This is a genomic window from Mycobacterium marseillense (genome assembly GCF_010731675.1).
In the GTDB taxonomy this organism is placed as follows: Bacteria; Actinomycetota; Actinomycetes; order Mycobacteriales; family Mycobacteriaceae; genus Mycobacterium; species Mycobacterium marseillense.
Genome location: NZ_AP022584.1, coordinates 2,857,156 through 2,876,101 on the forward strand (window position 1 = coordinate 2,857,156; position 18,946 = coordinate 2,876,101).

At 68.2% G+C, this 18,946-nt stretch carries 14 protein-coding genes and 1 pseudogene; 9 read left to right on the forward strand and 6 right to left on the reverse strand.

Annotation, left to right across the window (positions count from 1 at the left end; all coding sequences use genetic code 11):
- Nucleotides 1-74: 74 nt before the first annotated feature.
- Complete coding sequence (locus tag G6N26_RS12950; RefSeq protein WP_067175961.1) at nt 75-788, forward strand: histidine phosphatase family protein; 714 nt, start codon at nt 75-77, stop codon at nt 786-788.
- 63 nt (nt 789-851) lie between these two features.
- A complete protein-coding gene (locus tag G6N26_RS12955) occupies nt 852-2,867 on the forward strand; it encodes an SDR family oxidoreductase (protein WP_083020508.1) in 2,016 nt (671 codons plus the stop codon).
- Here the strand turns inward: G6N26_RS12955 and cmaA1 are convergent, their stop codons facing one another.
- Nucleotides 2,868-3,755 (reverse strand): cyclopropane mycolic acid synthase CmaA1, encoded by an 888-nt coding sequence (gene cmaA1 / locus G6N26_RS12960; protein ID WP_083020512.1) that lies wholly within the window; start codon nt 3,753-3,755, stop codon nt 2,868-2,870.
- 39 nt (nt 3,756-3,794) lie between these two features.
- On the opposite strand from cmaA1, the gene G6N26_RS12965 reads away from it, so the two are divergent.
- The 6 genes from G6N26_RS12965 (at nt 3,795) to G6N26_RS12990 (ending at nt 13,103) form a co-directional block, all read left to right on the forward strand.
- The gene (locus tag G6N26_RS12965; protein ID WP_083020509.1) at nt 3,795-4,829 is read left to right on the forward strand and encodes a nucleoside hydrolase; all 1,035 of its coding nucleotides are present in this window, start codon (nt 3,795-3,797) and stop codon (nt 4,827-4,829) included.
- Nucleotides 4,826-5,278: a hypothetical protein gene (locus G6N26_RS12970; RefSeq protein ID WP_083020510.1), complete on the forward strand. Its 453-nt coding sequence runs from the start codon at nt 4,826-4,828 to the stop codon at nt 5,276-5,278. The genes G6N26_RS12965 and G6N26_RS12970 overlap by 4 nt, the downstream gene beginning before the upstream one ends.
- Nucleotides 5,279-5,395: 117 nt before the next feature.
- A complete protein-coding gene (gene kasB, locus G6N26_RS12975) occupies nt 5,396-6,655 on the forward strand; it encodes a 3-oxoacyl-ACP synthase KasB (RefSeq protein WP_067175975.1) in 1,260 nt (419 codons plus the stop codon).
- 262 nt (nt 6,656-6,917) lie between these two features.
- Complete coding sequence (locus tag G6N26_RS12980; protein WP_083019899.1) at nt 6,918-8,735, forward strand: thiamine pyrophosphate-requiring protein; 1,818 nt, start codon at nt 6,918-6,920, stop codon at nt 8,733-8,735.
- Nucleotides 8,732-11,896, forward strand: coding sequence for an FAD-binding and (Fe-S)-binding domain-containing protein (locus G6N26_RS12985; RefSeq protein ID WP_083019897.1), 3,165 nt, complete (start codon nt 8,732-8,734; stop codon nt 11,894-11,896). Before G6N26_RS12980 ends, G6N26_RS12985 begins: the two co-directional genes overlap by 4 nt.
- A 49-nt stretch (nt 11,897-11,945) precedes the next feature.
- Complete coding sequence (locus G6N26_RS12990; protein WP_083019895.1) at nt 11,946-13,103, forward strand: alpha-hydroxy-acid oxidizing protein; 1,158 nt, start codon at nt 11,946-11,948, stop codon at nt 13,101-13,103.
- Here G6N26_RS12990 and G6N26_RS12995 read toward each other — a convergent pair.
- Nucleotides 13,094-14,638 carry a DNA polymerase Y family protein gene (locus G6N26_RS12995; RefSeq protein ID WP_067175988.1) on the reverse strand — a complete coding sequence of 515 codons (1,545 nt, stop codon included), beginning with the start codon at nt 14,636-14,638 and terminating at the stop codon, nt 13,094-13,096. The genes G6N26_RS12990 and G6N26_RS12995 overlap by 10 nt on opposite strands.
- 48 nt (nt 14,639-14,686) lie before the next feature.
- On the reverse strand, nt 14,687-15,367 hold the full coding sequence (locus tag G6N26_RS13000) for a hypothetical protein (RefSeq protein WP_083019893.1): 681 nt from the start codon (nt 15,365-15,367) through the stop codon (nt 14,687-14,689).
- Nucleotides 15,368-15,642: 275 nt separating this feature from the next.
- Here G6N26_RS13000 and G6N26_RS13010 point away from each other — a divergent pair.
- Nucleotides 15,643-15,783, forward strand: a pseudogene (locus G6N26_RS13010) (oxidoreductase); the annotation flags it as partial.
- Between the two features lie 43 nt (nt 15,784-15,826).
- On the opposite strand, the gene G6N26_RS13015 reads toward G6N26_RS13010, so the two are convergent.
- From G6N26_RS13015 to G6N26_RS13025, 3 genes are read right to left on the reverse strand one after another with little or no spacing between them, the layout of a single operon-like run.
- The gene (locus tag G6N26_RS13015) at nt 15,827-16,489 is read right to left on the reverse strand and encodes a TetR/AcrR family transcriptional regulator (protein WP_083019891.1); all 663 of its coding nucleotides are present in this window, start codon (nt 16,487-16,489) and stop codon (nt 15,827-15,829) included.
- On the reverse strand, nt 16,476-17,621 hold the full coding sequence (locus G6N26_RS13020) for a sulfotransferase family protein (RefSeq protein ID WP_083019889.1): 1,146 nt from the start codon (nt 17,619-17,621) through the stop codon (nt 16,476-16,478). The genes G6N26_RS13015 and G6N26_RS13020 overlap by 14 nt, the downstream gene beginning before the upstream one ends.
- The gene (locus tag G6N26_RS13025; RefSeq protein ID WP_083019903.1) at nt 17,618-18,823 is read right to left on the reverse strand and encodes a DUF1214 domain-containing protein; all 1,206 of its coding nucleotides are present in this window, start codon (nt 18,821-18,823) and stop codon (nt 17,618-17,620) included. The genes G6N26_RS13020 and G6N26_RS13025 overlap by 4 nt, the downstream gene beginning before the upstream one ends.
- Between the last annotated feature and the right edge of the window lie 123 nt (nt 18,824-18,946).

The window sequence follows — 18,946 nt, forward strand, 5'->3', positions numbered from 1 at the left end:
AATCGAGAGCTTTTCTGCACGTAACCATCGCAAACCCTTCCCACCGAAGCCGTCGGCAGGGCAGGCTATCTCCCATGCCCAAGCGCAGCTTGTTCCGGAAGGCCTCAGTGGCGGTCGTCGCGCTCACCGCAACGGTAATGGTCGCCGGCTGCGGCGGCTCGCCGCAGGCCCGGTCGATCACGGTGACGTTCGTCCGGCATGCCCAGTCGGAGGCCAACGCCGCCGGCACCATCGACACCGACGTGCCGGGCCCGGGCCTGACCCCGGAGGGCAAGGGGCAGGCCGAGCAGATCGCGCACCAGCTCGGCCGCAAGGACTACGACGCCGTCTACGCGTCCACCATGGCCCGGGCGCAGCAAACCGCCGCGCCCCTGGCCGCCGAGCTCGGCAAGCAAACCGAGGTCCTGCCCGGCATCCAGGAGATCAACGCCGGCTGGTACAACGGCAAACCCGAGTCGATGGCGAAGTCGACCTACCTGGTGGCCCCCGCGAACTGGATCAAAGGCGACGTGTCCTACGCCATCCCCGGCTCGATCAGCGGCAAGGAGTTCAACGACCAGTTCACGGCGGCCGTCAACAAGATCTACAACAGCGGCCACCACAACCCGGTGGTGTTCTCGCACGCCAACGCGATCATGGTGTGGACGCTGATGAACGTCCGCAATGGCAAAGACAGCCTGATGAACAGCCACCCGTTGCCCAACACCGGCCGCGTGGTGATCACCGGCAACCCGATGACCGGCTGGACGCTGGTCGACTGGGACGGGATTCGCGACTTCCACAGCTAGCCCGCGGGCAGCCCTCGCGGACCGACAGTTGACGTGGGCGGCTGCCGACGCCACCATGTCTTCATGCGGTATGTCGTTACCGGCGGTACCGGGTTTATTGGTCGCCGAGTGGTGTCTCGTCTTCTGGAATCCCGGCCCGACGCACAGGTGTGGGTGCTGGTGCGACGGCCGTCGTTGGGCCGCTTCGAACGGCTCGCGGCGGGATGGGGTGAGCGGGTCAAACCGCTGGTCGCCGAGCTGCCGGAGCTGGTCCTGAGCGACGAGGTCCTCGCCGAGCTGGGCGAGATCGACCACGTGGTGCACTGCGCGGCGATCTACGACATCACCGCCGGCGAGCCCGAGCGAAGTGCCATGTACGTCGCTAATGTCGAAGCCACCCGCGCGGTGATCGGCCTGGCGCAGCGCCTGGACGCGACCATGCACCACGTCTCGTCGATCGCGGTGGCCGGCGACTTCCGCGGCGAATACACCGAGGACGACTTCGACGTCGGCCAGCAACTGCCGACGCCCTATCACCAGACCAAGTTCGAGGCCGAACTGCTGGTGCGCTCGGCGCCCGGCCTGCGCTACCGCATCTACCGCCCGGCGGTGGTCGTGGGCGATTCGCGCACCGGCGAGATGGACAAGGTGGACGGGCCGTACTACTTCTTCGGCGTGCTGGCGAAGCTGGCCGTGCTGCCGTCGCTGACCCCGATGCTGCTGCCCGACACCGGCCGCACCAACGTCGTCCCGGTGGACTACGTGGTCGACGCGCTGGTCGCGCTGGCGCACGCCGACGGGCGCGACGGGCAGACGTTCCACCTGACCGCCGAGAAGACCATCGGCCTGCGCGGCATCTACCGCGGCGTGGCCAAGGCGGCCGGGCTGCCGCCGCTGCGCGGGTCGCTGCCCCGCTCGGTGGCCGCCCCGGTGCTGAGCGTGCGCGGCCGCGCCAGGGTGCTGCGCAACATGGCGGCCACGCAGCTGGGTATCCCCGCCGAGGTGTTCGACCTCGTCGACCTGCCGACCACCTTCGTCGGCGAGAAGACCCGAAACATCCTGCAGGACAGCGGGATACGGGTTCCGGAGTTCTCCGCGTACGCGCCCAAGCTGTGGCGGTACTGGGCGGAGCACCTCGACCCGGACCGCGCCCGCCGCGACGACCCGCACGGACCGTTGCAGGGCCGGCACGTCATCATCACCGGCGCGTCCAGCGGCATCGGCCGGGCGGCGGCCATCGCGATCGCCGAGCGCGGCGCCACCGTGTTCGCGCTGGCCCGCAACGGCGCCGCGCTGGACGCGCTGGTTGCCGAGATCCGCGCCAATGGCGGTGCCGCCCATGCCTTTACCTGTGATGTCACCGATTCCGCGTCGGTGGAGCACACCGTCAAAGACATCCTGGGGCGCTTCGACCACGTTGACTACCTGGTGAACAACGCCGGCCGGTCGATCCGCCGCTCGGTGGTCAACTCCACCGACCGGCTGCACGACTACGAGCGGGTGATGGCGGTCAACTACTTCGGCGCGGTGCGGATGGTGCTGGCGCTGCTGCCGCATTGGCGCGAGCGGCGATTCGGCCACGTCGTCAACGTGTCGAGCGCCGGCGTGCAGGCACGGAACCCCAAATACAGCTCCTACCTACCGACCAAGGCCGCACTCGACGCGTTCTCCGACGTGGTCGGATCGGAGGTGCTGTCCGACCACATCACCTTCACCAACATCCACATGCCGCTGGTGCGCACCCCCATGATCGTGCCGTCGCACCGGCTCAACCCGGTCCCGGCGATCAGCCCCGAACGTGCGGCGGCGATGGTCGTGCGCGGTCTGGTGGACAAGCCGGCGCGCATCGACACCCCGCTGGGCACGCTCGCCGAGGCCGGAAATTACTTCGCCCCCAGGACTTCTCGGCGTATCCTGCACCAGCTCTATCTCGGCTACCCCGACTCGGCCGCGGCCCGCGGGCTGGCACCCGCCGCACCACCGCCGCCGCCGACCGCGCGCCGCAAGCCCAACCGGCCGGTGCGCGCCGTCACCGGCGGCCTGCGCGCGCCCCGGGCAGTCAGGCGGGTGGTCCGCCTCGTTCCCGGCGTGCACTGGTGATCACTTCTGCAAGGTGAACTGGTTGACGTCGATGTATCCGATCCGGAACGCGTCGGCGCAACCGGTCAGGTACTTCATGTACCGCTCGTAGACTTCCTCGGACTGCACCGCGATGGCCTCGTCCTTGTGGGCTTGCAGCGCGGCGGCCCAGATGTCGAGGGTCTTCGCGTAGTGCGGCTGCAGCGACTGCACCCGGCTCACCGTGAAGCCGTTGGCGGTGGCCCGCTCCTTTACCATCGGTATCGACGGCAGCCGCCCACCCGGGAAGATCTCGGTGACAATGAATTTGATGAATCGAGCGAATTCGAACGACAGCGGCATGCCGCGTTCGGCCATCTCCTTAGGATGCAGCCCGGTGATGGTGTGCAGCAGCATGACCCCGTCGTCGGGCAGCAGGTCATGCGCCAGGGTGAAGAACGCGTCGTAGCGCTCGTGCCCGAAGTGCTCGAAGGCGCCGATGCTGACGATGCGGTCGACCGGCTCGTCGAACTGCTCCCAGCCCTGCAGCAGGATCCGCGCGGAACGCGGGCTCTTCGATTGCGCGATCAGCCCCTCGACGTGCTCGACCTGGTTGCGGCTCAGCGTGAGGCCGACGACGTTGACGTCGTATTTTTCGACGGCGCGCATCATGGTCGCGCCCCAGCCGCAGCCGACGTCCAGCAAGGTCATGCCCGGCTGCAGCCCGAGTTTGCCCAGGGCGAGATCGATCTTGGCGATCTGCGCTTCTTCCAGCGACATGTCGTCGCGCTCGAAGTAGGCGCAGCTGTACGTCTGGGTGCGGTCGAGGAACAGCCGGAAGAAATCGTCCGACAGGTCGTAGTGGGCCTGCACATCGTCGAAGTGCGGCGTTAACTCAGTCCCCTCGGGGGGCTCCGACGTCGTGGGCATCATGTCAGCCTAATCGCCGAGGTGGCTATGTTGTAGACAATGAACGCTCCCGTTTTCGTCGACGTCGATACCGGCGTCGATGACGCGCTGGCGCTGATGTACCTGTTCGCCAGCCCGAACGCCGAGGTGATCGGCATCGCCTCGACCGGTGGAAACGTCGGCGTGCAGCAGGTTTGCGAAAACAACCTGGGCCTGCTGCGGCTGTGCGATGTCACCGGCATACCGGTTTCCAGGGGCTCCGATCAGACCCTCACCGGACCGATGCGGCTGCCGTCAAAAGTCCACGGCCCCAGGGGCTTAGGCTACGCCGACCTGCCGCCGGGCGGGCAAGGCCTCACCGACTACGACTCGGCGGAGGCGTGGCTGCGCGCGGCGCACGCCCACCCAGGTGAGCTCATCGGCGTGGCGACCGGCCCGTTGACCAATCTGGCGCTGGCGCTGCGCGCCGAGCCCACCCTGCCGACGCTGCTGCGGCGGCTGGTGATCATGGGCGGTTCCTACGACCACCGCGGCAACACCACCGCAGTCGCGGAATGGAACATCAGCGTGGACCCGGAGGCCGCGGCCGAGGTGCTGGCGGCCTGGGGCCACGAAGCCGTTGAGCAGCAGCGGCTTCCGATCCTGTGCGGCCTGGACCTGACGCGCAAGGTCGCGATGACGCCGGAGCACCTGACCCGGCTGGCCGACGCCGCCGGGTCGACGACCACGCCACTCGACGAACACGACGAACCCGGAACCCGGTCGTCGGCGTCCAATCCGCTGATCCGGGTGATCGAGGACGCCACCCGGTTCTACCTGGAGGCCTATCACGAACTCGGCCACGGGTATCAGGCACACATGCACGATCCGTTGGCCGCCGCCGTCGCGCTGGATCCGGGCCTGGTGACGACCCGTCCGGCGACCGTGGACATCGAGCTGACCGGCACCCTGACCCGCGCCATGACGGTGACCGACTGGTCGGCTCATCGAGAACCCAACGCGCTCATCGGGATTGATGTGGAAGCCGCGGTGTTCTTCGATCGCTTCATCGAGCGCGTGGGCCCGTTCGCGCGCCGGTTAGCCTATACCCCATGAAGATTCGTGCCATCGAGCTGATCCGCGCGGGATGGGGCGGCGTGCTGCTGGCCGCCCCCGCCGACGTGCTGAGTCACATCCACGGGGTGCGCGTCGACCGCAAGGCGATCGTCGTCACCCGGATCCTGGGCGCCCGGCATCTGGTCCAGGCGGCACTGTCGGGCGTCAACCCCGGCCCGGAGGTGCTGGCGGCCGGGGTCTGGGTCGACACGGTGCACTCGGCGACCGCGCTCGGCCTGGCCCTCGCCGACCCGCGCCGGGCCCGCGGCGGGGTGACCGACGCCCTGGTCGCGGCGTCGTGGGCGGGCCTGGGCTGGCGCCACCTGCGGACCGGAGGAGCCAGGACCGACGGTGTCCGCGGCCGCGACCGGCTGGCCCGCGCCGTCCTGCGATCGTTGCCCGGCGGCCGCACGCTGGTGGCCCGAGCGCAGGCGGTACGCGCCAAATAGCGCTATACCCCTTGACGTCGGGGACAATGACAGTTTGTGTAGGCATGATTTGATGGGATGAGTGGGGCTCGGCGTCAATCGTTAGCAGCTCTCATCAAATGAAAGGTTTCGGGAATCATGGCGGAGCTGGTTACCGGGAAAACGCTGCCGAATGTGGTCGTCACTGGTGTTGCCATGACGACCGCGTTGGCGACTGATGCCGAGACCACCTGGAAGCTGTTGCAGGACAGCCAAAGTGGTATCCGCAAGCTCGAGGATTCGTTCGTCGAGGAGTTTGACCTGCCGGTGCGCATCGGCGGTCATCTACTCGAGGATTTCGACGGCGGACTCACCCGCGCCGAACGCCACCGGATGGGCTACCTGCAAATGATGTCGACCGTCCTGGGCCGGCGGGTCTGGGAGAACGCCGGCTCACCCGAGGTCGACAGCAACCGGCTGATGGTGTCCGTGGGCACCGGCCTGGGCTCGGCGGAGCAAATCGTGTTCAGCTACGACGATCTGCGCGCCCGCGGCATGAAGGGGGTCTCCCCGCTGGCGGTGTCGAAGTACATGCCCAACGGCGCGGCCGCGGCGGTGGGCCTGGAACGGCACGCCAAGGCCGGGGTGATCACGCCGGTGTCGGCGTGCGCGTCGGGTTCCGAGGGCGTCGCCCAGGCGTGGCGCAACATCGTCTTCGGCGAGGCCGACATCGCCATCTGCGGTGGCGTCGAGGTCAGGATCGAGGCAGTCGCGATCGCGGCGTTCGCCCAGATGCGCATCGTGATGTCCACCAAGAACGACGACCCCGTCGGCGCGTGCCGCCCGTTCGACCGCGACCGGACCGGATTCGTCTTCGGCGAGGCCGGCGCGCTCATGGTCATCGAGACCGAGGAGCACGCCAAGGCCCGCGGCGCCAACATCTTGGCCCGCATCATGGGGGCCAGCATCACCTCCGACGGCTACCACATGGTGGCCCCCGACCCCAACGGCGAACGCGCCGGACACGCCATGAGCCGCGCCATCCAGCTCGCCGGCCTGTCCCCCAGCGACATTCACCACGTCAACGCCCACGCCACCGGCACCTCGGTCGGCGACGTCGCCGAGGGCAAGGCCATCAACAACGCCCTGGGCGCCCACGGCGGCAACGCCGTCGTCTACGCGCCCAAGGCCGCCCTGGGCCACTCGGTCGGCGCGGTCGGGGCGGTCGAGTCGATCCTGACCGTGCTCGCCCTGCGCGACCAGGTCGTCCCACCCACGCTGAACCTGGAAAACCTCGACCCGGAAATCGATTTGGACGTGGTGGCCGGCAAGCCCCGCCCCGGCAACTACGAATACGCGATCAACAACTCGTTCGGATTCGGCGGACACAACGTCGCGACCGTTTTCGGACGGTACTGACGCGGGATCGACCGAAACGCCGTCCTCGCGGCTGACCCAGGCCTTCCCATCTGCGCCGCCGTGCGACGCGACGGCACCGGATAACCGCGACGTTTCGCCCGTTTGACCCCCGCTGCGGAGGGTAAGCACCGATCGTGGCCGCCTGCAACCGTTGCCACGGGCAAACCCGTCCGTGGACGGTCGATGGCGTTGATCCGGTTGATCCACACAGCCGAAGGAATCGAACAGCGAGCTGCCTGCTGGCCGGACCGGAGGAGGGATCATGCCGAAAACCGCCGACTTCATCGTCGACCGCCTGCGCCAATGGGGCATTCACCGAATATTCGGCTATCCCGGCGACGGGATCCTGTCGATGCTCGGCGCGCTCGACCGCGCCGGCGGCGACCCGGAGCTGATCCAGCCGCGCCACGAGGAGATGGCCGCGTTCATGGCGACCGGGCACGCCAAGTTCACCGGCGAAATCGGTTGTTGCCTGGCCACTTCCGGCGGCGGCACCATCCACCTGCTCAACGGCCTCTACGACGCGAAGCTGGACCACCACCCCGTGGTCGCCATCATCGGCCAGCAGAAGCGGATGTCGCTGGGCGCGGCCTTCCAGCAGGAGATCGACCCGCTCTCGCTGTACAAGGACGTCTCGTCGGACTTCGTGCAGATCTGCATGGCGCCCGAGCAGGCGCGGCAACTCGTCGACCGGGCCTGCAAGGTGGCGCTGAACAACCGCACGGTGGCGACGATCATCCTGCCCGAGGACGTGGGCGAATCCGAGGCGGTCCCCTCACCGCCCCGGATGCACGGCGCCGTCTACACCAGCGTCGGCTGGACCAAGCCGAGGGTGATTCCCCCGCAATCCGAGTTGGAGAAGGCGGCGCAGATCCTCAACGAGGGCAAGAAGGTGGCGATGGTCGTCGGCCAGGGCGCCGCCGAGGCCGTCGACGAAGTCATCCAGGCCGCCGAACTGCTGGGCGCCGGGGTGGCCAAGACCTCGCTGGGCCGCGCCGTGCTGGCCGACGACCTGCCCTACGTCACCGGGCCCATCGGGCTGCTGGGCTCCACCGCCAGCCACGCCATGATGTCCGACGCCGACACCCTGTTCTTCGTGGGCACCAGCTTCCCCTACGCCGAATGGCTGCCCAAAGAGGGGCAGTGCCGTGGCGTCGAGATCAACCTCGACGGCCGGATGATCGGGACCCGATACCCGATGGAGGCCAACCTGGTCGGGGACTCGAAAAATACGCTGCGCGAACTGGTTCCGCTTTTGCAGCGCAAGGATGACAGGTCGTGGCGGGACCAGATCGAAAAAGAGGTCTCCGAGTGGTGGGCGGTGCTCGACAAAAGGGCGCACGACAAGGCCGATCCACTCAATCCCGAGCTGGTGGCCCACGAGCTGTCAAAACGACTGCCCGACAACGTCATCCTGACCACCGACGCCGGTTCGGTCGCCAACTGGTGGGCCCGGCACCTCAAGATGCGACCGGGCATGGCGGCGTCGCTGGCCGGAAACCTGGCCACCATGGGCCCGGGGACGCCGTATGCGATCGCCGCCAAGTTGGCGCATCCCGGCCGCCCGGTGATCGCGCTGGTTGGCGACGGCGTGTTCCAGATGAACGGGCTGGCCGAGATGATCACCGTCAAGCGCTACAAGGATCGGCTCTCCGACGGCCCGCTGATCTTCTGCGTCTTCAACAACGAGGATCTCAACCAGGTGACCTGGGAGCAGCGCGCGATGGGCGGTGAGCCGAAATTTGAGGGATCGCAATACATTCCGGATGTCCCCTACGCCGAGTTCGCCAAGTTGCTCGGGCTGACCGGCATCCGCTGCGACGATCCGAAGAAGATCGGCGAGGCCTGGGACCAGGCGCTGGCGGCCAGCGGCCCGGTAGTGCTGGAGGTGGTCGTCGACAAGGACATCCCGCCGGTCCCGCCGCACATCAAGAAGATGATGGCGAAGAAGACCGCCAAAGCGGTGCTGAAGGATCCCGACCGGGTCAGCATCGGCAAGAAGGGCGCCAAGCAGAAGATGCACGAGTTCACCGAGTCGATCAAGAGCGTAGGGCACAAGGGCGCTGGTGGGACCGAATGAGCCTGCTCAGGTCCGACCAGTCGCGGACCATCCCGGCCCGCCCGGATACCCGCTTCGTCGCCGGGATGGCCACCGTCGACAAGGTCAACGTCACCGGCCTGGAAAATCAGCTGCGCCGGCACGTCAGCGGCGAAGTGCGTTTCGACACGGCCACATTGGCGATGTACGCCAATGACGCATCGAACTTCCGCCAGGTTCCGATCGGGGTCGTGGTTCCCAAGACGATCGAGGACGTGGTGCAGACGGTGCGGGCCTGCCACGCCTACCACGCCCCGGTGCTGTGCCGTGGCGGCGGCACGAGTCTGTCCGGCGAAACCGTCAATGTGGCGGTGGTGATCGACTTTTCGAAGTATCTCACCGACATCATCGACATCGACGCGCAGCGCCGGCTGGCCACCGTGCAGACCGGCGTGATCAACGAACAGCTCAACAAGGCCACCGGCGAGCACGGGTTGGTGTTCGGCCCCGACCCCTCGTCGCATTCGCGGTGCACGCTGGGTGGAAACATCGGCAACAACTCCTGCGGGGTGCACTCGGTCCAATCGCGGTTCTACGGACCCGGGCCCCGTACCTCCGACAACACCCACGCGCTGGACATCGTCACCTACGACGGCGCCCGGTTCACCGTCGGCGTGAACGAGGAGAAGGACCTCGACAGCATCATCGCCGCCGGCGGTCGCAAGGGCGAAATCTATGCCGCGCTACGGGATTTGCGTAACGAGTACGCCGACGATATTCGCAAGGGATACGCCGACGTCGGCGAGGTGCCCCGGCGGGTTTCCGGCTACAACCTCGACGAGCTGCTGCCCGAGCGGGGGTTCAACGTCGCGCGCGCCCTGGTCGGCACCGAAAGCACCTGCGCGGTGGCCCTGACGGCGACCGTGATGCTGACCCCGGCCATGCTCCACCGCACGGTGGTCGTGGTGGAGTTCGACTCCCTCGGCGCGGCCGGCGACCTCGCGCCGGAGATGATGGAATGGAAGCCGATCGGGCTCGAGGCCGTCGACCACGTGCTCGTGCACGACCAGGAGCTCACCGGTGTCAACGCCAGCGGCCGGGCCGCGTTGCCGCGCCCGGATTCCAAGGGTGCCTGGCTGATGATCCAGTTCGGCTCCGACGAGCCGCACGAATCACTCGAGCGAGCAGAGGAATTCGTTCGCTGGCTGAAGAAGAAAAAGCACATCGAGGACGACCGCATCGTGCTGGCCCGCAGCAAGCAGGACGGGGGGAACAGCGCCGAACTGTGGGCGATTCGCGAGGCCGGGCTGGGCTCGACCGCGTTCCCGGTGGACAGCGGCAATCACTGGCCGGGCTGGGAGGACTCCGCGGTCCCCTGGCGGCGGGTCGGCGACTACGTGCGTGATCTGCAGCAGCTCTACGCCAAACACAACCTGCGCGGCGCCATGTACGGCCACCTCGGGGAGGGCTGCATCCACTCCCGGGTCGGGTTCGACCTGCGCCACAAGGACGGTCTCGTCAACTACCGCAAGTTCATGGAGGAAGCCGGCGACCTGGTCGCGTCCTACGGCGGGTCGATGTCCGGCGAGCACGGCGACGGCCAGCAGCGCGCCGAGTTACTGGGCAAGCAGTACGGCCCGCGGCTGATGGAGGCCATGCGCAAGTTCAAGCTGATCTGGGATCCCGAGTGGAAGATGAACCCCGGCAAGGTGATCGACCCGTATCGGTTCGACGAAAACCTCAAGCTGGGGACGGATTACAACCCGGCGAGGCCGCAGGTGAAGTTCGCCTACGCCGAGGACCATGGCGACTTCTCGCACGCGGCACTGCGCTGCGTCGGAGTCGGCAAATGCCGGGTTCCCGAGGCGCAGGACACCATGTGCCCCAGCTACCAGGTGACCAGGGAGGAGAAACACTCCACGCGGGGGCGGGCGCGGCTGTTGTTCGAGATGCTGCGCGGCGAGGTGATCACCGATGGCTGGCAGTCCGACGAAGTCGCCGACGCGCTGGATCTGTGCCTGGCCTGCAAGGGCTGCACCAGCGACTGCCCGGTCGAGGTGGACATCCCCACCTACAAGGCGGAGTTCCTCTACCACCACTTCCGGTCGCTGCGCCGCTGGCGGCCACGGTACGCCTACGCGTTCGGGTTCATCGACCGGGCCGCGCGGCTGGCCAGCGCCATCCCGGAGTTGGCCAACTTCGCCACCCAGACGCCGGTGCTGTCTCGAATCGCCAAGGCGGTGGGCGGAATTGACCGGCAGCGGCCGTTGCCCACCTTCGCGCCGATGACGCTGCAACAGTGGTTCTCGGCGCGTCCGGTCGTCAATCCCGCCGGACCGAAGGTGATCCTGTTTCCCGACACCTTCAACAACCGACTGCACACCGATGTCGGGGTGGCCTGCGTGGCGGCGATCGAGGCGGCCGGCTGGCGCGTCGTCATGCCCACGGGACACATCTGTTGCGGCCGCCCCCTGTATGACTACGGCTTTCTCGACGTCGCCGAACACTATCTCCACGATGTGCTAGGGCAACTGCGCAGCGAAATCCGAGCCGGCACACCGATTGTCGGTATGGAGCCGAGCTGCCTGGCCGTCTTCAAGGACGAGCTCAAGAAGTTGCTGCCGCATGACGACGACGCGGATCGGTTGGTGCGCAACAGCTATCACTTCGCGCAGTTCTTCACCGAGTACGGCCTCGAGCTGCCCCGGGTGTCCTCCACCGGGTCCGCAGTCAAGGCACTGCTGTGGGGCCACTGCCACCAGCGGGCCACCGGCGGGGTCGACGCCGACCAGGAGGTACTGCAGAAGATGGGCATCGACGTGCAGCCCGTCTCCGGCGGATGCTGCGGGCTGGCCGGCTCGTGGGGATTCGAGCAGGGCAAGTACCAACTCTCGCTCGACTGCGGCGAACAGGCCCTGCTGCCGGCGATCCGAAAGAATGCGGAGGCCCTGGTGATCGCCAACGGATTCTCCTGCCAGACGCAGATCAGCCACTCCGGGACGGCGAACGCGCTGCACCTCGGACAGATCATGGCCATGGCGAACACCTCGGCCGACATCCGCTCCACGTCTCCTCCGGACCGGCCCGAGGCCGACTCGCGGACGCGCGCCACGCGGGTCGCGGTGCCGGTGGCCGCGGTGAGCGCGGCCGCGCTGGCCGGGGCGGCCGCGGCGCGGAGGCTCTGGACGGCGCGCGGCGCCTAGGGCTCGACGGAGCCGTTTGGTGCACGGGGTGCGGGGTACTGGATCGACTATGGCCTTCGCCGATTACCAAAAAGAGTTGTACGACCAGTCGCTGCACGGAAATCAGCCGCAGTACCCGATCAGGTTCGAGGACCTGGAGAAAAAGGCGGCGGCGGCGATGACACCGAAAGTGCTGCAGTACGTCGCGGGCGGCGCCGGCGACGAGCACACCCAGCGCGCCAACTGCGCGGCCTTCAAACGGTGGGGACTGTATCCCCGGATGGGGATCGCCCCCGAGGAGCGCGACATGTCCGTCGAGCTGTTCGGCATGAGGTTTCCGTCCCCGATCTTCATGGCGCCCATCGGCGTCATCGGGGTGTGCGATCCGGACGGCCACGGGGACATACTGTGCGCCCGCGCCTCCGTCCGCACCGGCGTCCCGTTCTTCGTGGGCACGCTCACCTCCGACCCGATGGAAAATATCGCCGCCGAACTGGGCGACACCCCGGCCTTTTTCCAGCTGTACACGCCGCCGGACCGCAAGATGGCCGCCAGCCTGGTGCACCGCGCCGAGGCGGCCGGCTTCAAGAGCATCGCCGTCACCCTGGACACCTGGGTCACCGGCTGGCGGCCCCGCGACCTCAGCGGGGGAAACTACCCCCAGGTGCCCAGCGGGTGCCTGGCCAATTACACCAGCGACCCGGTTTTCCGCGCCCACCTGAGCCGGGGCGAAGACGCCACCGAGGCGGCGGTGCGCAAGCTGCCGATTTTCGGCGGCCCGTTCCGGTGGGAGGACCTGGAATGGTTGCGGGCGGAGACCGACCTGCCGCTGATGGTCAAGGGCATCTGCCACCCCGACGACGTTCGCCGTGCCAAAGACATTGGCGTAGACGGCATTTACTGCTCCAACCACGGTGGCCGGCAAGCCAACGGCGGGCTGCCCTGCCTGGATTGCCTGCCCGACGTGCTCGCGGCCGCCGACGGGCTGCCGGTGCTGTTCGACTCGGGTGTGCGCAGCGGCGCCGACATCATCAAGGCCCTCGCGCTGGGGGCGACCGCCGTCGGGATCGGCCGCCCCTACGCCTACGGGCTGGCGCTCGGGGGCGTCGAGGGCATCGTGCACGTGCTGCGCTCGCTGCTGGCCGAAGCGGACCTGATCATGGCCGTCGACGGATATCCCTCGCTCAAGGACCTGACCCCCGAGGCGCTGCGGCCCACCTACTCGTAGCTGCCCTCGAGATACCAGCGCCGCTGGCGATAGCACAACAGCAACGCACGCTCGCTCTCCAGCAGAATCTGGGCGCGGGCGGTGCGACCGGACCCCTGACCGGCCGGGCGCCGGTCGTCCCACCACCGCTCATCGACCGGCCAGGGCCCGGCCCACCAGCACAGCCGCTCGTCTCTGCCCTGGGTGATCATGCGGGCGGGGTCGGCGGAGAACAGCCCGCGGTTGGTCACCCGTATCGGGTTCCCTTGGGCGTCAAGCAGTTCCACCGGATCGTCCAGCAACACCGCCGGTGACGGTTCGGGCAGCCGGCCGGGCCACGGCAGAGCGGGATCGGCCCGCGGCACCGGCTCGTCGCCCAGCGGGATCAGCGTGATGCGCTCGGCGGGCCCGCGGCCGCCGGACAGCACCGGCACGCGCACCGCCTCCGGGCCGAGCAACCCCTGCACCCGCACCAGTGCCCGGCGGGCCCGCAGCCTGTCCTCCTCTCCCAGCCCACCCCAGAGCGGCAACTGCAGTGCCTCGGCGGATACCACCTCCACCGCCTGCAGCCGCAACAGCGTCACCGCGGCGGTGGGCCGGGGATCGCGCGCGGTGCGACTGCTCAGCCAGCCGTCGAGCTGCCAGCGCACCCGGTCGGCGGTGGCGTCCTCGGTCAACGGCTCGGCGCACCGCCACACCCGATGGCGTTCCTCGCCGTTGGCGGTGACGGCGTGAATGGCCAGCCGGGTGCATCCCACGCCGGCGGCCATCAGTGCCTGATGCAGCGTTCCGGCCAGCGAGCGCCCGGCGAACGCCGCGGCATCGACCCGGTCGATCGGCGGATCGCAGTCCAGCACGGCCTCGAGCTCGGCCGGCGGCTCCCGCCCGGAGGGCGGCCGTTCGGGCTCGCCGCGGGCCAACCGGTGCGCGGTCACCCCGTCGGCGCCGAACCGGGAGGCCACGTCGCTGCGCGACAGCGCGGCGAACTGCCCGATGGTGCGAATCCCCATCCGCCACAACAGATCCGTCAGCTCCTCCCGGCCGGGACCGGACAGACTCGGCTCGGTGGCGAGTTGGCGGATGGACAGCACCGACAAGAACCTCGCGTCGCCTCCCGGCTCGACGACGCGGCCCGCCCGCGCCGCGAAGACCGCCGTGGACAACTGGTCGGCGATCCCGGCCTGACACTCGGCGCCGGCTGCGGCCACCGCATCGATCAGCCGTTCGGCGGCGGTGGCCTCGGACCCGAAATAGCGGGCCGCCCCGCGCACCGGCAACACCAGGAGCCCGGGCCGCAGCACCTCGGCGCGGGGCACCAGGTCGTCCACCGCCGCGATCACCGCTTCGAAGAAGCGGGCGTCGCGGTCCGCGTCGGCGGTGGCGACATGCAGCTGCGGGCACCGGGCCGCGGCCTCCCGGCGGCGCAGCCCCCGGCGCACCCCCACCGCGCGGGCGGCCGACGAGCAGGCGATCACCCGGTTGGCCAACGTGACCGCCACGGGGACGGTCGCGGACAGATCCGCGGCCGCGGCCGCCGCCACCGCGGGCCAATCCATGCACCAGATCGCCAAAACCCTTGAACCAGAAGGGGCTACCACCGGAATTCACCCGGCTCGCGCCTGGGGCGTCACCCGTCGCCCCGCACACATCCCGCTGACCTGCAACCGCACCCCGCCGATCCGCCCGAATCCGGGGGCGAGCGTTCCCCAGTGTGGGGTGATCTCATAACCGCAGACCCGGGCCGCCAGCCGCGTCGGCGCGCCTTGCCAATCGCCGCCGGTGACCAGCACGGTGCAGCCCTTGCTGCGGGCCCGCGCCACCACCGCCCGCGCCCGGGTCGGCGCCACCCGGCGCCCGCCCAGCCCGAGGACCACCAGGTCCATGCCGTCGACGAGCACCGCGGCCACCTCCACCGGATCGGTGCCGGGATCCGGTATCACCGCGAGCCGGCTCAGGTCCGCCCCCATCTCCGCGGCGGCCAGCAGCCCGATGTCCGGCTGGCCGACGATCGCGGCGTTGCCACCGGCCGCCGTGACCGCGGCGACCATGCTCAACAACAGCGACCGGGCACCCGAGAGCACCGCCACCGTTCCCCGCGGCAGCGGCGCCGGCAGCAGGTCCGCCAGCCACTGCGGCAGCGCCAGCTGGGACTCCGAGTCCAGCAGGTCGTCGGGGACGGTCGGCCCGGTCTTTTTCGCGGAGATGTTCGCCATCCGCCGCCGCAGCGATTCGAGCTGCTCAGCGCGGGTTTCTTCGCGGTGACTGGAGGCAAAAGCCGCGGTCATGACCCCGCCTCCTCATCGCTTGTTCGAAAGTATGTTCGAAGTAAACACCGGCCCTCTGACAACCGTCAAGCAACGTGAGGGGCTGCTTTATGCGCTCGGTGCCGGTGTGGCTGATGGTGTGTTTGAGTGTGATTTTTTCGACGTCAGGCCGGCCCGGGCCGACGCCGAACCATGTCCCGCGGCCGAGCTCTTCGCCGCCGACACCACACCGTTCGAGCTTGACGCCGACGCGACGATCACCAACCACGGCGCGACCGTGACGGGGTCGACGAAATGCCGGCGCGGCAGTGTTTCTCGCCTCCGACACGTCCAGTTGCATCACCGGGCAAACGATCCATGCCGACGGCGCCACCCAGGCGTCGAGCGGCTGGTACCACCATCCGGAGAACGGCGCCTACGCCCTGGGGCCCACCTAGTAGCCATCGCAAACATGCGTCAGCGCCGCATCGGCGAAGTGAGCTATTCGTCCGGCGCTTCGGCCAGAACCGCCGCGATCGTCTCCGGGGCGACACCGAGACCCCGCAGGCAGAAATGCTGTACGCGCGCGCGGATTTCGGCGGGATCTCGATGGGCCGTCGCCCAGTGCCGTTCGATGTTGGCCCATACGACGCCTTGGATGGACAACGCCTCACCGTCGGGATCGATGTCGCCGAATAACCCCAGATTCTTTCCCCACGCAAGCTGTTCGACCAGCGGACGCAGGATTTCCCGGTAGGCGGGGGCCACGAGCTCGGGCGCGACGAACATCTGCGTCTGCGCCTCGACCGACATTTGGCGAAGATCGGAACGGATCTGCGGATTGAAGGCCAAGTCGAGCCGGCCGTCGATCCAGGCCGCTACCGCGCGGACCGGGTCGGCGCACTCGGACATCCGCTGCACCAGCCGCAGCACCTCGGCGCGCGCCATTACCAGGAACACCGCCGCAACCAGCTGATCCTTGGAGTCGAAGTGACGGTAGAACGCCCGGGTACTCAACTGCGTTCGGCTGAGCAGCGCAGCGATCGACAGCGCCTGGACCCCTTCGCTCCGAACGACTTCGGCGGCGGCGGACACGATCGCGGCGTGTACCTGCGGATCGGGTTCGAGCTTTTGACGCCCGCCGGCCCGATCAGGCCGAAGCATCGTGGGCGGCCATGTAATCGCTGAACGCTTCGTGCACGCGTTGCGGGGTCAACCCGTAGTCGGCCAGGTCGTAGCTGTGGGTGCCCCGGTGACCGGGCTTGTGTTCGTCCGCCCACCCTTGCACCTTGGCCCGCGCCGAGTCCGTGAACGTCAGGCCGAGCCGTTCGTAGCTGTCGGCGACGGTGGCGACCGGGTCGGTTTGCAGGGCGGCGAACGACACGTCGACAAACCGGTCGTCGCCGAACTTCTCGCGGAATTCCATTGCCCGCCGCATGCCTTCGGCCCACCAGGCCAGCTGCTCGGCGCCGAGCTCTTCCGGGTCTTTACGGTCGCTGCTCCAGCTCCGGACGTAGGCGATGAGGCTGCAGACCGACCCCAGTACCTTGGCCGGATCACGGTGGCTCCAGAGGAATTTCGCCTCGGGATACGTGTCGACGAACGCGTCGAGGGCGAACATGTGCACCGGGGTCCGCAGGTGCCACAGGTTGGGTTTGCAATGCCATTGCAGCAATTTGAGCACGTCGCGGTGGAACGCGTAGGTTTCGCGCATATCGCTTTGCAGCAACCATTCCACGTAGCCGGGGACGCGGACCACGCCGTCGAAATGGAAGGTGCGAAAGCTCATGCCCATCAGGTCCTGGCATTCGGTCGCGGCCTCGGGCTCGTTGCTGTTCATGGCGCGGAAATCGGGAAACATCTGCTCGATCATCGCGATGCCCGCCGCGGCCTGTGCTATCCGCGGGTCGTCGTGCTGCGTGGCCGCTTCGGGCGGCGGAGTCGGCGCCTGCGATTCCCACACCCGTAACGACCTGAATTGTGGGTCGGCAGCAACCAATTGACTCAGCGCGGTGGTGCCGGTGCGGGGCAGTCCGAGGACGACGACGGGACCCTCGACCACCTCGTCGGCGATCTCGGGATGTTGTTTGTAGGTTTCCACGAGCTTCAGCCGCTGGATCAGGGCATTGCTGATGGTGGCGTGCTGCATGACGCGGCCGAGGTCGTTGAGTTCGGCTTCGGTGTTCAATGCCTCGACGGTGCGTTCGAGGCCCTCGCGATAGTAGGACGAGCCGAAGTCGTCGAGCCCGGTGGCGGTGCGTGCGCCGTCTTCGAGGTCGTCAGCGGAGAAGCTCACCGGTAGAACCTTTCGTGTACGGCGCGGCGACGGGCTTCGATGACGTGCGCGCGTTCGTCGGGGGTGGTCATCGCGGTCTCGGCCGGCAGCGCCGCCACGACGTCGTCGACCTGCACGACGCGTGTGCTCGGGACCGGCGCGGTTTGCGTTCGGACGCAACGCAAGAGCATCGCACCGTTGCTGTGGCCCGCGGTGTCGAGCCAGTTCGCCACCCCGGGATCCTTCGCGGAAATGACGGCGCGAAAGATCCCGTCGGAGTCGATGACCGCCTGATGTCCGTTGAGGCTGGATTGATGGCGGCCGTAGTGGATCGTCTCCAACCACGGATTGCCCAACGAAAGACTCCAGTAGACGCCCTCGGGGGGTTGCACCTCGAGGATGAGCGCCTCGTCGGGCTCGAGCTCGAATCGCCCGATCACGGGCCGGTTTTCGGCCGCCGCACCCATCTCGGTCATGTCCATCGGCGGGATGAAACCGTTGGCCGGTGGCATGGCACCGAAGTCGAGGAAGAATTTCAAGTTGTCGTAGACGAAATCCCCCAACGCGTAAAGCTGTTGGGCGACCGAGGTATCCAGGTCGACGGAACGGGCTTCGGGCACCACTTCGTCGCCGACGCGCTCGATCCGCAGCGACGCGGGAACCTCGGTGTCCCAGTCGTAGAAGAAGTTCCGGACGGTCAGCGTCGGATGATCCCCGGCCAGCCGCAGCCAGTTGCCCTCGTGCTCGTCGCCCGAGAGGATCGCCTCGAAGCTCCCGTCGGCCTCGACGTCGAGATCGTCCACGAGGCAGTTGGCGGTCGCCGCGATTCCGTCCATGGTCTGCAAGCCGACGTAGCGGGCCGTCCCCCGGTTGCCGAAGAGCCGATAGGTCTCGCCCGCGCGCAAGCTCGCGTTCAGGTACACGCAGTCGGGGCATTCCAGGCCCCAGGTGACGATGTCGTCCATGCTGGCGCGGTTGACGGCGAGGACCGGGTCGGGATCGGCGCGCAGTGCCATGTCGGTGCCGACCGCCAGCAGCACCATCAGGTGACGCATCCCCGATCCGTGGTCGAGGCGGTTCTGGTTGACCGGCGTGCTCCGGACGAGTTGTTCGGCCGCGTTCAACCGCTCCTGGAGGTGCGCCCAGGCCTCGGAGAGGTCGGCCGCCGGCCCCTCCCCCGCCGACAGCGCCGCCTCCGCGATCGAGTGCGGCAGCCAGGCCATCGGGTTTTTCCAGGCTGGTTGCGCCTGCTCACGGGCATTTTCGGCCACTTTGTCCTCCAGCCGGCGTCGGCTCGGCGAGCAATTGAAAATGATGTTTTCAATTGCGCCATGCCTACCACCCGG